Consider the following 13,014-nt stretch of genomic DNA (forward strand, 5'->3'; position numbering starts at 1 on the left):
CTGGTTAGGCAACCTGCAGGGATCATCCACAGCATTATTGCTGAAGGAAATTGCCAAGCAGCATAAACAGTTATTTGTGATTGTGGCCCGCAATAATCAGCACCTTGGTCAGCTGGAAAGTGAACTGGAATTTTATGGCATCAAGCCGACTATATTTCCAGACTGGGAAATTTTGCCTTATGACCGTCTGTCTCCGCATCAGGACATTGTCTCTGAACGTCTGGCAATTCTGTCCAATATGCCGCAAACCGGGGTGTTGCTGTTATCTGCTTCTACGCTGGCACAGCGTGTAGCACCAAGCTCATGGGTATTGGGTGAACACTTTGATATTCGTGTCGGGCAAAAGCTTGATCTGGAACAGCAAAAGAAAAAACTGATTCAGGCGGGTTACCATCTGGTTGATACGGTATATGACCATGGTGAATTTGCAGTCCGCGGCAGCATCATGGACATTTATGCCTCTGGTCAGGATGCACCGATCCGGATTGACCTGTTCGATGATGAAATTGAAACGCTGAAATTTTTTGATCCGGAAACCCAGCGCACTACGCAAACTTTAGAACAATTTACCGTATTACCGGCACAAGAATTTCCACTGAAAGAAGGGCGCGCCACTTTCCGGGACCGTTATGGTGAGCTGTTCCCGACAGCAAACCCCAAGAAAAACCCGATGTATCAAGATGTCATGGATGGTATTGCTTCGCCGGGTATTGAGTTTTACATGCCGCTTTTCTTTAGTGCAGAAGCGATGCAAGCTCACAGCACTTTGGCTTCATACTTACCAAAGAATGGCATTGTCATTACAGATCGCGGTCTGGAAGAGTCATTAAACCAGTTTTGGGCTGAGGTGGTACGTCGTTATGAGGATCGCCGTCATAATGTGGATCAGCCAATTCTGCCTCCGGAAATGCTGTTTACCCAAACTAATCTTGTGCTGGAACAATTGAACCAGTTTGGTCGCATTATTGCTTCTCAAGATGTTTTTGATGAAAAAGCGGGTGTGATAAATTTGGATACTCAGACACCGCCACGACTGCCGGTCGATCCGAAACGGGAAAAGCCATTCATCGAAGTTAAAAAATATATCGATGCAGCTAATCATCCTGTTCTACTCGTGGCTGAAAGTGCAGGTCGCCGAGAAACTCTAAAAGATGCACTGCGTCCAAGTCTGGGGGATATCCCGACTGTTGAGAATTTTGATGCATTTGTCGCATCATTACATGCGATTGCCATTACCAGTGCACCTTTAGAACGTGGTCTGGTTTTGACTGATCGTATCACTGTGATTTCGGAAAACCAGCTCTATGAACATCGGGTGGTACAGCGCCGTCGCAAGCGTCAACAGGAAGTATCCGAAGAATTCCTGATTCGCAGTCTGACCGAGCTGACCATTGGTGCCCCAGTTGTACATATTGATTATGGTGTAGGGCGTTATGCCGGCCTGATTACTTTGAGCATTGACGATCAGGACCATGAATTCCTGCAACTGGATTATGCCGATGATGCCAAGGTTTATGTACCAGTCACCAATCTGCATCTGATCAGCCGTTATAGTGGTGGTGATCCTGATCTGGCACCACTACATAAGCTCGGAACAGATGCCTGGAGCAAAGCAAAACGTAAGGCACTGGAACAGATTCACGATGTCGCAGCCGAATTACTGGATATACAGGCACGTCGTTCATCCAAGCCCGGAATCAGTTTTGAGCTGGATCAAAGCCTGTATATGCAGTTTGCTAGCGGCTTTGCCTATGAAGAAACGTTAGATCAAGCCAATGCCATTGAAGCAACTTTATATGACATGCAGCAGGCCAAACCAATGGATCGTCTGGTTTGTGGTGATGTAGGCTTTGGGAAAACTGAGGTCGCAATGCGCGCTGCCTTTGTGGCAGTGCAGAATAACCGTCAAGTCGCAGTTCTGGTTCCAACCACTTTGTTAGCACAACAGCACTATGAATCCTTTAAAGACCGCTTCGCGGACTGGCCAGTACGTATTGAAGTGTTGTCACGTTTCGGTTCTTCCAAGGCACATACTAAAACGATTGAGGACCTGGCAGAAGGCAAAGTGGATATTGTGATTGGTACGCATAAAATTTTGCAGGAAAATGTCCAATTCAACAATCTTGGCCTGATGATTGTCGATGAAGAACACCGTTTCGGGGTGCGGGACAAAGAGCGTATTAAGGCTTTACGTGCTGATGTGGATATGTTGACCCTGACCGCAACACCAATTCCCCGTACCCTAAATATGGCTTTTAGTGGTATGCGTGATCTTTCAATCATCGCGACACCACCAGCACGTCGTTTGGCAGTAAAAACCTTCGTTCAGGAACAGACCAATGACACCATTAAAGAGGCGATTTTGCGTGAATTGCTGCGTGGCGGTCAAGTTTATTTCCTGCATAACGAAGTGGATACCATTGACCGTGCTGCAGAAAGCCTACGTGAACTGGTACCAGAAGCGCGTGTCATTGTTGCCCATGGGCAGATGCGTGAACGTGAGCTGGAGCAGGTCATGCAGCAGTTCTATCACAAGGAATACAATGTTCTGGTGTGCTCGACTATTATTGAAACCGGAATCGATGTGCCGAGTGCCAATACCATCATTATTGAACGTGCGGATAAGCTCGGTCTGGCCCAGTTGCACCAGTTGCGGGGGCGTGTTGGTCGTTCCCATCACCAGGCGTATGCTTATCTCTTGGTTCCATCGATAAAAGGTTTAAAAGGCGATGCTGAAAAACGCCTGGATGCGATTCAACGGGCTTCAAATCTGGGCGCGGGTTTTATGCTGGCAACCGAAGATCTGGAAATCCGGGGTGCAGGTGAACTCTTGGGTGAACAGCAAAGTGGTTCGATGCAGGCGATAGGTTATAGCCTATATATGGAAATGCTGGAAAAAGCCACCAAAGCCATTCAAAAGGGCAAGACACCGAACTTTGATGCACCATTATCTTTAACGGCAGAAATTAATCTGCATATGCCAGCCTTGATTCCGGATGACTATCTGGGGGATGTACATCAGCGTCTGCTGTTCTATAAACGTATCAGTAATACCAATACCCAAGACAAACTCGACAATATCCGTATGGAGCTGATTGACCGTTTTGGTATTCCACCACAACCAGTGAAGCAGCTATTTGCAGTACATCAGCTTCGTCTAAAAGCAGAACAGCTGGGCATTACCAAAATCGACATTGGCGGTCAGGGCGGTCATATCGAATTTGCTCCGGATACGCCAGTGCAGGCCATGAGTATTATCCAGATGATGCAGAAACATCCGACCTATTTCCGGATGAATGGCGGGCAACGTTTGAAAGTCATGGTCATGCTCGAAGACTATCAGAAACGTATTCAGTTTTTAAACGATTTGCTGGATAGCCTGCTGAAAGAGCTGCATTAAAAAGGTTTTAAAAAATGGGTCAGAAAAGGAATTCTGACCATTCGTTTAAATCGATGGCGAAGTCACCCCTCAATGGAAAGAAAGTCTTGATTAATTTGTGTGATTCGGTAAAGTCTGAGTTGTGACCGAGTTCATAACAAATCCTCCAAATTTGTATTTAAACAGATTGCTCACAATATTCAGCTAGCACTGGATATGTTAGTATTAGCCATCATTCTAATTTTGCATCATTTATAAAGATATGTTTAGTTTGCATCCTCAACTTGCTCAAGATACGTTTTTTGTAGGCGACTTTCCTTTATCAACATGTCGTTTGATGAATGATATGCAATTTCCGTGGTTAATCCTGATTCCACGTGTGCCGGGCATTACAGAATTATATGAACTTAGCCAGGCCGACCAGGAACAGTTCCTGCGTGAATCAAGCTGGTTGTCTAGTCAGCTTGCGCGTGTATTCCGTGCAGACAAAATGAACGTGGCTGCATTAGGTAATATGGTTCCACAGCTGCATTTTCATCATGTGGTTCGTTACCAGAACGATGTGGCTTGGCCAAAACCAGTGTGGGGAACACCTGCGGTTCCTTATAGCAGCGAAGTTCTTGCTCATATGCGTCAGACGTTAATGCTGGCTCTACGTGGTCAGGGAGATATGCCATTCGACTGGCGTATGGATTAATCTGATCCCATGCTGCAATCAGGCCTGTAAATTATACAGTGCTGCAAGGAGCAACTGAGTGCAAATAGACGATTGGGTACATAAAGAGCCGAAACAGTTTGAATATTTCCATCGACTGATGGGATATATCATGCTGTCGCTGGTCATCGTCGTTTTTCACTATACAGAGCCTGATACGCAGTACCAGATTTTTATCCCGTTTTTCTTTCTTGCGATTATACTGGCTCTGCCGAAGCTGTCGCGCTGGCTCATCTATCGCTACAATACTAGTATCAAGCGTAATGTCTTCTTTGTGCTCGACATTGCTGTAATTGCAGTCATTCTTTCTGCAATGCATATGAGTCTGGTACTGTCTTTATTAGGACTGGTCGCATTGCTGTATACCGCAATCAGTAACAAAATTTCATTTTTGACGTTCTCATTGGCAAGCCTGATCGGTATTGCCATTTTTTATTTCTGCAATATTTTTATCTTTGGTTTTGGTGAATATTTTCAGCCAACCAGCAATGAGTTGACGGTTTTGGGCTTCCTTTGTCTGGTGACCTATTTTGGTGTAGGGAATTACTATCAAACCACGCGTGCACGTTATATGGCGCAGAAAAAGAATCATTATTATGATCAGATGAACCGTTATATGGAATTTGCCAACCAGCTGAGCCGTTATGCACCCTTGCAGCTGTGGCAATCAATTATGAAAGGTGAGTCTGAAGCCAAGATTGAATATAAGCGTAAGAAACTTACTGTATTTTTTTCCGATATCCAGGGTTTCACGGAACTCTCTGAAACGCTCATTCCAGATGACTTGGCCTTCCTGCTGAATGACTATCTCAGTCACATGACAGAAATCGCCAAGCACTATGAAGGCACGGTAGATAAATTCATGGGTGATGCGATCCTGATCTTTTTCGGTGATCCGCATTCTGATGGTGTTGAGCAGGATGCCAAAAACTGTCTGGATATGGCGATTGCCATGCGTCAGCAGATGAAAATCCTGCGTGAACGCTGGGTGAAAATGGGCTATCCACCGCTACATATCCGTATGGGTATTTCGACGGGGTATTGCCACGTTGGCAATTATGGCGCTAATCACCGTATGGCTTATACGATTGTGGGACGGGATGCCAACCTGGCAGCACGATTACAATGTGCTGCTGAAGTAGATGAAATCCTGATTTCTGAAGATACCCATACACTTATCAAGAATGACTATCTTTGTGCAGGAAAAAAACCAGTATTCCTGAAGGGGATTAAAGAGCCAGTATGTACTTGGCAGGTAATGGAGCGATTTACTTCAGAGAAAATTGATTATCAACGCTGGTTTGATTACGAATATAAAGGTTTCCATCTGTTACTTAATCTGGATGAAGTACAGAACTACGAATATCCTAAACTGGTCAATGTGCTTGAAAATATGATCAAGCGGATTCAGACCCAGCAGAAGATGACCAATTCACAAGGTATTGTAAAGTTAAAACTTGAAGATGAAGTCATTGAACATCTACCAGCGAGTACAGCAGAACCTGTGGTATTAGAAAAAGAGACTGAGAAGCAGGAATATGAAACCAGGTCAGATCAATCAGAAAAAAAGACCAGTCGCGCGAGTTAAGACAAAAATCAATCGCCATAAAGATCAGATGTAAAAAAACCACGCTCAAGCGTGGTTTTTTATGAAAATCGCTTAGTGATTTTCTGAAGCATGGTTGATGGTGTATTTCGGAATTTCAACTTCCAGATCTTCGTCCACCACTTTGACCTGACAAGACAAACGTGAATCAGGCTCAAGGCCCCATGCACGGTCTAACAAATCTGCTTCAACATCATTCATTTCTTCCAGGCTGTCAAAGCCACGACGCACAATCACGTGACATGTGGTACATGCACATGACATATCGCAAGCATGTTCAATCTTAATCCCGTTATTTAGCAGGCTTTCACATAAATTGGCATCTTGTTCAACTTCAAACTCAGCACCTTTAGGGCAAATTTGCGCATGTGGAAGAACTTTAATACGTGGCATAGTCTTTACCTTAAATTAGTTTGAGTTTGACCAGTCGTCGAGTTTAGTACCTTTCAGTGCTGCATCGATATGCTGGTTCATACGAGCAGCTGCAAATGCATCACTATGTATTTTAAGCTGTTCTACGGCAGATTCAATCGCTTTGATATCTGTACCTTGCAGCTCCTGTTCAAGCTTGGCTTGAGCAGCTTGCAGATCAGTAAGCTGCTGTTCACTTAACAACGCCGCATCCATTTTCAGGGCCTGAGTAAGTGCTTCAAGTTCACGTTGTGCTTCAACTTTGGTTTCCTGAAGATGACGCAGGTTCTTGTCTTCTTCAGCAAATTTATAACCTTCAAGCAGTAAACGCTCTGTATCTTCGCTCGATAAACCATAAGATGGCTTGATATCAATCTGTGCTTTAACACCAGATGTGGTTTCTTGCGCAGCTACGGTTAATAGACCATCAGCATCCACCTGGAAAGTCACTTCAATACGTGCCTGACCTGCAGTCATTGGGGGAATACCGTGGAGCACGAAGCGACCCAAGCTACGGCAATGCTCCACCAGATCACGTTCACCCTGAACTACATGGATCAACATCGAGTTCTGACCATCTTGATAGGTGGTGAATTCTTGACGGCGTGCCACAGGAATCGCGGTATTACGTGAAATCAGACGTTCTACCAGACCACCCATGGTTTCAAGACCCAGAGACAATGGTGTTACGTCTAATAATAATGAACCGTCGGTTGAATTACCAATCAATTGATTCGCAGTAATCGAGGCACCAATTGCAACTACTTCATCCGGATTGATGGTACATAGAGGTTCTTGATTGAACACTTCACGCACTGCTTTCTGAACGGCATAGGAGCGGGTAGAACCACCTACCAGAACAACATTTTGAATATCGTCCAGTTCCAGTTTGGCATCACGCATTACACGTTTACAAACGCTAATCGTTTTATCCAGTGCAACTTTAATGATTTCTTCAAACGTTGGACGATCTAATGTTAAGACATGATCCAGCAGTTTTAATTCTACAGACTCTGCATCAGAAAGCGCTTCTTTGGCTTTACGCGCAGCTGTAATGAAATGTGCATATTCAGCATCATTGAGGGTTTCAATATTCAGCTGTTTCTTGGCCCATTTTAGAATCAGACGATCCAGGTCATCACCACCCAGAGCAGTATGGCCACCAGTCGCTAATACTTCGAATACGCCTTGCGAGAAACGCAGGATAGATACGTCAAAAGTACCACCACCTAGGTCATAGATCACATAGTTGCGATCTGTACTGAGGTTAGTTTCCTGATCCAGACCATAAGCTACAGCAGCAGCAGTAGGTTCATTCAGTAAACGAAGTATATTTAAACCGGCCAATTGTGCCGCATCACGAGTTGCCTGACGTTGCGCTTCATCAAAATATGCAGGAACTGTGATGACAGCGCCATTAATCTCATTTTTCAAGCTTGCTTCTGCACGGTCTTTCAGCTGTTTTAAGATTTGTGCTGAAATTTCGACGGGTGTTTTACGACCTTGAGCAGTCTCAAATGCTGGCATTTCATTCGCTTCACCCACTAAGGTATACGGGTGCTGGAATTTAATATCCGCTTGAGAACGACCCATAAAACGTTTTACAGAAACGATGGTATTCTTTGGGTCGGTCATTATGAATGGTGCAGCTTCATAGCCGTACTGAGTGCTTTGCTCTGCATAATGAACGATAGAAGGAAGTAACACACGTCCTTGTTCATCATTAAGTACTTTGGCTTTACCTGAAAGAACCGTGGCGACCAAAGAATGGGTGGTGCCTAAATCGATACCAATCGCAATGCGGTGTTCATGCGGTGCACTTGATTGACCTGGTTCTGCAATCTGCAAGAGAGCCATAGTGTTACATCCTTTGCACGTTAAATATTAAAGAGAGAAATTAAAAATCGTCATCGAGGTCAAAGCTGTCGTCATCGAGGAAACGGTCTTCCGCTTTATCGATATCGGCCATGACTTTGACAAAGAAGCGCAGTTTACGCACAGTATCGCGAGCCTCAGCCCAGTCTTCCTCTTCATAATCTATTTTGAATTCACGCACCAGACCATCAATCCACTGTTGAACTTCAACTTTCAAGGAAGATAAATCTTCTGCCGAAGCTGCATCATCAAGCTGCTCACGAATTTCAAGCGCATCTTGCAGGAACTCAAAATCACTGATGGAATGATCCAGATGATAATCCTGTTTTTTCAATGAAAGTAAGTAAGCAGCGCGACTATCCACGGCCGACAAAACCTTATATGCCTGATTGATTTCACTTGATTTGATCAGGGCCTGGTCTTTGTCTGCAGCTTTATCTGGATGATATTGTTGCTGTAACTTTAAAAATTCAGCTTTTAAAGCAGCTGAATCAATATCAAGTGCGACAGGGAGGTTGAACAACTCAAAATGATTCATGGGAGATTGGATCCACGATTAATATGCAAATTAACTGCAATGTATAGCTAAAAACTACTGCCTAAATGCAATTAAAACAGTGTAGAGGACACTGTTTTAATGATGCAAGGATAAATGTACGCTAATGATTAAGCCTTATACAGTGAAGGATTCACCGCAGCCACATTCACCTTTCTTGTTCGGGTTGTTAAATTCGAAGCCTTCATTCAGACCATTTTTTACGTAGTCCATCTCCATACCTTCGAGATAAACCAGGCTTTTCGGGTCAACGAAAACTTTAACACCAAACTGTTCGAATACTTCATCATGTGTATCAGCGTCATCGACAAATTCAAGCACATAAGCCAGACCAGAACAGCCTGAAGTTTTCACACCAACGCGAATGCCTTCACCCTTACCACGATTTTTCAGGTAATTGCTGATATGAGTTGCAGCATTTTCAGTTAAATGGATCATGAAAACTCCGTTAATCTTTCTTCAAAAATACACGTCAGCAATTAAGCTTTCACTTTTTTGCTACGATAATCTTCTACAGCAGCTTTAATGGCATCTTCAGCAAGTACAGAACAGTGTACTTTTACTGGAGGAAGAGCAAGTTCAGTTGCAATATCAATATTCTTGATCGCTTGAGCTTCGTCCAGAGTTTTACCTTTTAGCCACTCGGTTACCAGTGAGCTAGAGGCAATTGCTGAACCACAGCCATAAGTTTTAAAACGTGCTTCTTCGATCACACCTTCATCATTCACTTGAATCTGAAGACGCATCACGTCGCCACATGCTGGTGCACCCACCATGCCTGTACCTACGTTTTCTGCATTTTTATCTAAAACACCAACGTTACGTGGGTTTTCGTAATGGTCGATTACTTTTTCGCTATAAGCCATGTTGCTTCTCCAAACCTCGGGGTCAGCCTAATATTAAATATGGGGATTAAAAAACTTTTATCAATGAGATAACAACATAAATGCTGTTATCTTTGATGCAAGATTAGTGTTCAGCCCATTCAACTGTAGAAAGGTCGATACCTTCTTTGTACATATCCCAAAGCGGAGAAAGTTCACGTAACTTCTCAACAGCAGCTTTAGTGACTTCAAGTACATGATCAATATCTTCTTCAGTGGTGTATTTACCAAAGCTAAAGCGGATTGAGCTGTGTGCAAGTTCGTCTGATAGGCCCAATGCACGTAGAACATAAGACGGTTCTAGTGTTGCAGAGGTACATGCTGAACCTGAAGATACTGCTGCATCTTTCAGAGCCATCATTAGTGATTCACCTTCAACAAAGTTGAAGCTCACGTTTAGGTAGTTCGCAACGTTATAAGTTTCGTGGCCATTCAGGAATACCTGTTCAAGGTCACGTAAACCATTCCAAAGTTTGTCACGAAGTACACGTAAACGCGCTTGTTCAGAATGCAAGTTTTTACCTGCAAGTTCGAATGCTTCACCCATACCTACGATCTGGTGAGTCGCAAGCGTACCAGAACGCATGCCACGTTCGTGACCGCCACCATGCATTTGTGCTTTCAGGCGTACACGTGGGCTACGACGTACGAACAGGGCACCGATGCCTTTAGGACCATAGATTTTGTGTGCAGAGAAGCTCATCAGGTCGACTTTCAGTTGAGAAAGGTCAATTTCAACTTTACCTGCAGCCTGTGCAGCATCTACGTGGAAGAAAATTTTCTTGGCACGAGTGATTTCACCAATTGCAGCAACATCCGTTACGGTACCAATTTCGTTGTTTACCATCATCAGGGAAACAAGAATGGTATCTGGACGAATTGCAGCTTCAACCATGTCTGGTGTAATTAAACCAGTTTTTGGTTGTGGTTCCAGGTAAGTAATTTCAAAGCCTTCAGACTCCAGCTCACGGCATGTATCCAAAATTGCTTTATGTTCAATTTTAGACGTAATGATGTGCTTACCTTTAGATGCATAGAACTGAGCTACACCTTTTAGGGCAAGGTTGTCAGATTCAGTCGCACCAGAAGTCCATACGATTTCACGTGGGTCAGCTTTGATAAGGTTAGCGACCTGTTCACGTGCGTATTCAACTTTTTCTTCCGCTTGCCAGCCGTATGCATGTGAACGAGATGCAGCATTACCGAAGGTACCTTCGAAAGTTAAGCATTCCATCATGCGTTCTGCAACTTGAGGGTCTACAGGAGTGGTTGCTGCATAGTCAAGATAAATCGGACGTTTCATGTCAAATACCTGTAACCGATAAAAGAGCTGAATCAAAAGATGCTGAATTTTGGCGAAGTGAAACGGTTTGAACGTTGTCACGTGCTACGAGGTCAGCAAGCGAGATTTTTGCGAGATAATCGGCAATGTGGTGGGAGAGTTCCTGCCATAAATCGTGAGTCAAGCACATCGCACCATTCTGGCAGTTGCCTTTATGGTCGCAGCGAGTAGCATCAACAGTTTCGTTTACAGCTTCAATGATTTCTAACACAGTGATGTCTTGAGCATTACGCGCCAGATGATAACCACCATTGGCACCACGGACACTTGAAACTAAGCCATGACGTTTTAGTTTCGCAAATAACTGCTCAAGATAGGCAACGGAAATAGTTTGACGAGCTGCAATTTCAGCAAGCGTGATCGTTTGTTCAGTTGGCTGCAAAGCTAGATCAAGAAGAGCAGTCACTGCGTAGCGACCGCGAGTGGTTAAGCGCATGATTCGATACACATGGTTAGACTAGATGTGTTGATTTTAAGAATCCTGACTAAAATAGTCAAGTTTTTTTATTATGCAAAGTGAAACGTTAAATCGTACCAAAAAGAAGGTTTTATTAAGCAAGCCAATTATATACTAATAACGTAATTAAACCTACAGTGATAAGACCAAAGATTATATTAATTTGCTTCTGACGACGTTGCATGCGTCGAATCCGGTTTTCATACTGCTTAACTTCTACTTGTAGGGTGTTAATTTTAGAACGTTGCTGGTCAATTTTATCTAGAAGTGGGGCCAGACGATTACGTGAAGTAACGACTTCAGACTCGTCTCTTGGTTCATACAGCCACTGTTTCCAGTCAGCAAGCAGTTTCGGCAGGGCAAACAGGGTCAGCAGATCACGGAATTCGTCTTTCAGGATCTGATTGCCATCAATACGCATAGCCTTAATACTGCGACGATTACCAAAAATAAAGATTTTGATCAGATCGGATAGATTAGTACGCACATCAAGGTCAATGATCTTATTTGGCGCTTTATGGTCAAATAGCAGACCCTTATCGGTAAACTGCACATAAAAGTCGAAATAAGGAATATAACTATTAATCTTAATAGCGATATTTTCATCAATAAACTTTTTAGCTTGTAATGCAACAACGCGATCATGTTTTAGAATAAAAGTGAAAATTGTTTCTAAAACAATTAAAGTCATTGTCAGCAATAAGTGCGGCTGCTTTTGACTTTGCTGCGATTCGCTCATAGATACAACCAATCCTTTCCTGAAAAATTTGAAATATAAAACATCCTGCCTAATTGATATTTCAGGGATTAAACTTAAAACATGAAATAAATTGCTTTGTAGAACAGTTTAGCAAAACTGGCAAGTATTAAATTTGGTAATATGCTGTAATTTTGTAGATTTCTATATAAAATTTGCATAGAAAATAATCAGGAGGCGTGCACATGGACAAATCTGAAGCGGCACTGGATGCAATTCCGGAAACAGAACAAAAAATATCAAAAGCTAAGTCGAGATTAGGATCAGAGCGTAAGTCGGTCCTCGACTTTCGAAAATATACCAAACAAATCTGGCTGGCTGGACTGGGTGCATTCTCTCGTGCCGAAGAAGAAGGCAATAAATTATTCGACTCTTTGGTCAAGGTGGGAGAAGAGCTAGAATCCAAAACGACTGACATTGCCGACCAAACTGTCGAAAAAGTCTCAGAAAAGGCCAAAGAGTCTGTCACAGATACCAAAGATAAAGTTGAAAAATTAATTGATCACTCTGTTCATCATTCCTTGAATCGTATAGGATTAGTGACGCTGAAGGACGTACAGCATCTAGAAAAACTGATCCTGCAGCTGCATGCTAAAGTCGATCAGTTGATGGAAGAACAGGGGAAAATACAGGATGAATTGTCTAAAAAATCACAACGAAAGTGACTTTATTTATTATTCAATGTTTTTTTCGCTTATTTTTTAAAAAAAAAGAGGTCGAAGAGTATTGCGTTTAGCCCTAAACCATTGTTATAAAGTCGCTATGGCAATTTAAACAAATTCTTGGACCTTAAATAAACGATATTAAGAGGACGTAATTTTCATGAATAAATCAGAATTAATCGATGCAATTGCAGAGAAAGGGGGATTGTCTAAGACTGATGCAGGTAAAGCCTTAGATGCAACAATTGCTTCAATTACTGAAGCACTTAAATCTGGTGATACTGTTACACTTGTTGGTTTTGGTACATTCAATGTTAAAGAGCGTGCGGCTCGTACAGGCCGTAACCCGCAAACTGGTGCAGCTTTAGAA

At 43.0% G+C, this 13,014-nt stretch carries 13 protein-coding genes; 5 read left to right on the forward strand and 8 right to left on the reverse strand.

Going from position 1 to position 13,014, the window contains the following annotated elements:
• The 3 genes from mfd to B4033_RS05405 all read left to right on the forward strand — a co-directional run.
• Window positions 1-3,400: transcription-repair coupling factor (mfd, locus tag B4033_RS05395; RefSeq protein WP_286832570.1), on the forward strand; the 3,400-nt coding region annotated here is incomplete at its 5' end.
• A 241-nt stretch (window positions 3,401-3,641) separates the two neighbouring features.
• Window positions 3,642-4,076 (forward strand): HIT domain-containing protein, encoded by a 435-nt coding sequence (locus B4033_RS05400; protein WP_004894486.1) that lies wholly within the window; start codon window positions 3,642-3,644, stop codon window positions 4,074-4,076.
• Window positions 4,077-4,134: 58 nt separating this feature from the next.
• On the forward strand, window positions 4,135-5,682 hold the full coding sequence (locus tag B4033_RS05405) for an adenylate/guanylate cyclase domain-containing protein (RefSeq protein WP_286832573.1): 1,548 nt from the start codon (window positions 4,135-4,137) through the stop codon (window positions 5,680-5,682).
• A 72-nt stretch (window positions 5,683-5,754) separates the two neighbouring features.
• On the opposite strand, the gene fdx is transcribed toward B4033_RS05405, so the two are convergent.
• The 8 genes from fdx to B4033_RS05445 form a co-directional block, all read right to left on the reverse strand.
• On the reverse strand, window positions 5,755-6,093 hold the full coding sequence (fdx, locus tag B4033_RS05410) for an ISC system 2Fe-2S type ferredoxin (protein WP_286832574.1): 339 nt from the start codon (window positions 6,091-6,093) through the stop codon (window positions 5,755-5,757).
• Window positions 6,094-6,108: 15 nt separating this feature from the next.
• Window positions 6,109-7,968, reverse strand: a complete 1,860-nt coding sequence (gene hscA, locus B4033_RS05415; protein ID WP_286832577.1) for a Fe-S protein assembly chaperone HscA — start codon at window positions 7,966-7,968, stop codon at window positions 6,109-6,111.
• Between the two features lie 40 nt (window positions 7,969-8,008).
• Entirely contained in the window at window positions 8,009-8,524 is a 516-nt protein-coding gene (hscB, locus tag B4033_RS05420) for a Fe-S protein assembly co-chaperone HscB (protein WP_286832579.1), read from the reverse strand.
• A gap of 135 nt (window positions 8,525-8,659) precedes the next feature.
• Window positions 8,660-8,980: an iron-sulfur cluster assembly protein IscA gene (gene iscA, locus B4033_RS05425; protein ID WP_004812739.1), complete on the reverse strand. Its 321-nt coding sequence runs from the start codon at window positions 8,978-8,980 to the stop codon at window positions 8,660-8,662.
• Between the two features lie 41 nt (window positions 8,981-9,021).
• Complete coding sequence (gene iscU, locus B4033_RS05430) at window positions 9,022-9,408, reverse strand: Fe-S cluster assembly scaffold IscU (protein ID WP_004812740.1); 387 nt, start codon at window positions 9,406-9,408, stop codon at window positions 9,022-9,024.
• Between the two features lie 103 nt (window positions 9,409-9,511).
• Complete coding sequence (locus tag B4033_RS05435) at window positions 9,512-10,729, reverse strand: IscS subfamily cysteine desulfurase (protein WP_004812743.1); 1,218 nt, start codon at window positions 10,727-10,729, stop codon at window positions 9,512-9,514.
• A gap of 1 nt (window position 10,730) precedes the next feature.
• Window positions 10,731-11,204, reverse strand: a complete 474-nt coding sequence (locus B4033_RS05440; protein WP_004812744.1) for an Rrf2 family transcriptional regulator — start codon at window positions 11,202-11,204, stop codon at window positions 10,731-10,733.
• Between the two features lie 115 nt (window positions 11,205-11,319).
• Complete coding sequence (locus B4033_RS05445; protein WP_004812747.1) at window positions 11,320-11,964, reverse strand: hypothetical protein; 645 nt, start codon at window positions 11,962-11,964, stop codon at window positions 11,320-11,322.
• Between the two features lie 203 nt (window positions 11,965-12,167).
• Between B4033_RS05445 and B4033_RS05450 the strand changes: the two genes are divergently transcribed.
• Together B4033_RS05450 and B4033_RS05455 are read left to right on the forward strand one after the other, a co-directional pair.
• Window positions 12,168-12,647: a phasin family protein gene (locus tag B4033_RS05450; RefSeq protein WP_286832582.1), complete on the forward strand. Its 480-nt coding sequence runs from the start codon at window positions 12,168-12,170 to the stop codon at window positions 12,645-12,647.
• A 157-nt stretch (window positions 12,648-12,804) separates the two neighbouring features.
• Window positions 12,805-13,014, forward strand: a 210-nt coding sequence (locus B4033_RS05455; RefSeq protein WP_286832583.1) for an HU family DNA-binding protein, incomplete at its 3' end; no start/stop codon positions are given.

Origin of the sequence: Acinetobacter sp. UBA3132, from assembly GCF_002364825.1 — a bacterium.
GTDB lineage: Bacteria > Pseudomonadota > Gammaproteobacteria > Pseudomonadales > Moraxellaceae > Acinetobacter > Acinetobacter schindleri.

Coding starts and splice junctions, on each gene's coding strand:
- B4033_RS05400 (WP_004894486.1), top strand. CDS start 3,642: ATGTTTAGTTTGCATCCTCAACTTGCTCAAGATACGTTTTTTGTAGGC.
- fdx (WP_286832574.1), bottom strand. CDS start 6,093: ATGCCACGTATTAAAGTTCTTCCACATGCGCAAATTTGCCCTAAAGGT.
- hscA (WP_286832577.1), bottom strand. CDS start 7,968: ATGGCTCTCTTGCAGATTGCAGAACCAGGTCAATCAAGTGCACCGCAT.
- hscB (WP_286832579.1), bottom strand. CDS start 8,524: ATGAATCATTTTGAGTTGTTCAACCTCCCTGTCGCACTTGATATTGAT.
- iscA (WP_004812739.1), bottom strand. CDS start 8,980: ATGATCCATTTAACTGAAAATGCTGCAACTCATATCAGCAATTACCTG.
- iscU (WP_004812740.1), bottom strand. CDS start 9,408: ATGGCTTATAGCGAAAAAGTAATCGACCATTACGAAAACCCACGTAAC.
- B4033_RS05435 (WP_004812743.1), bottom strand. CDS start 10,729: ATGAAACGTCCGATTTATCTTGACTATGCAGCAACCACTCCTGTAGAC.
- B4033_RS05440 (WP_004812744.1), bottom strand. CDS start 11,204: ATGCGCTTAACCACTCGCGGTCGCTACGCAGTGACTGCTCTTCTTGAT.
- B4033_RS05445 (WP_004812747.1), bottom strand. CDS start 11,964: ATGAGCGAATCGCAGCAAAGTCAAAAGCAGCCGCACTTATTGCTGACA.
- B4033_RS05450 (WP_286832582.1), top strand. CDS start 12,168: ATGGACAAATCTGAAGCGGCACTGGATGCAATTCCGGAAACAGAACAA.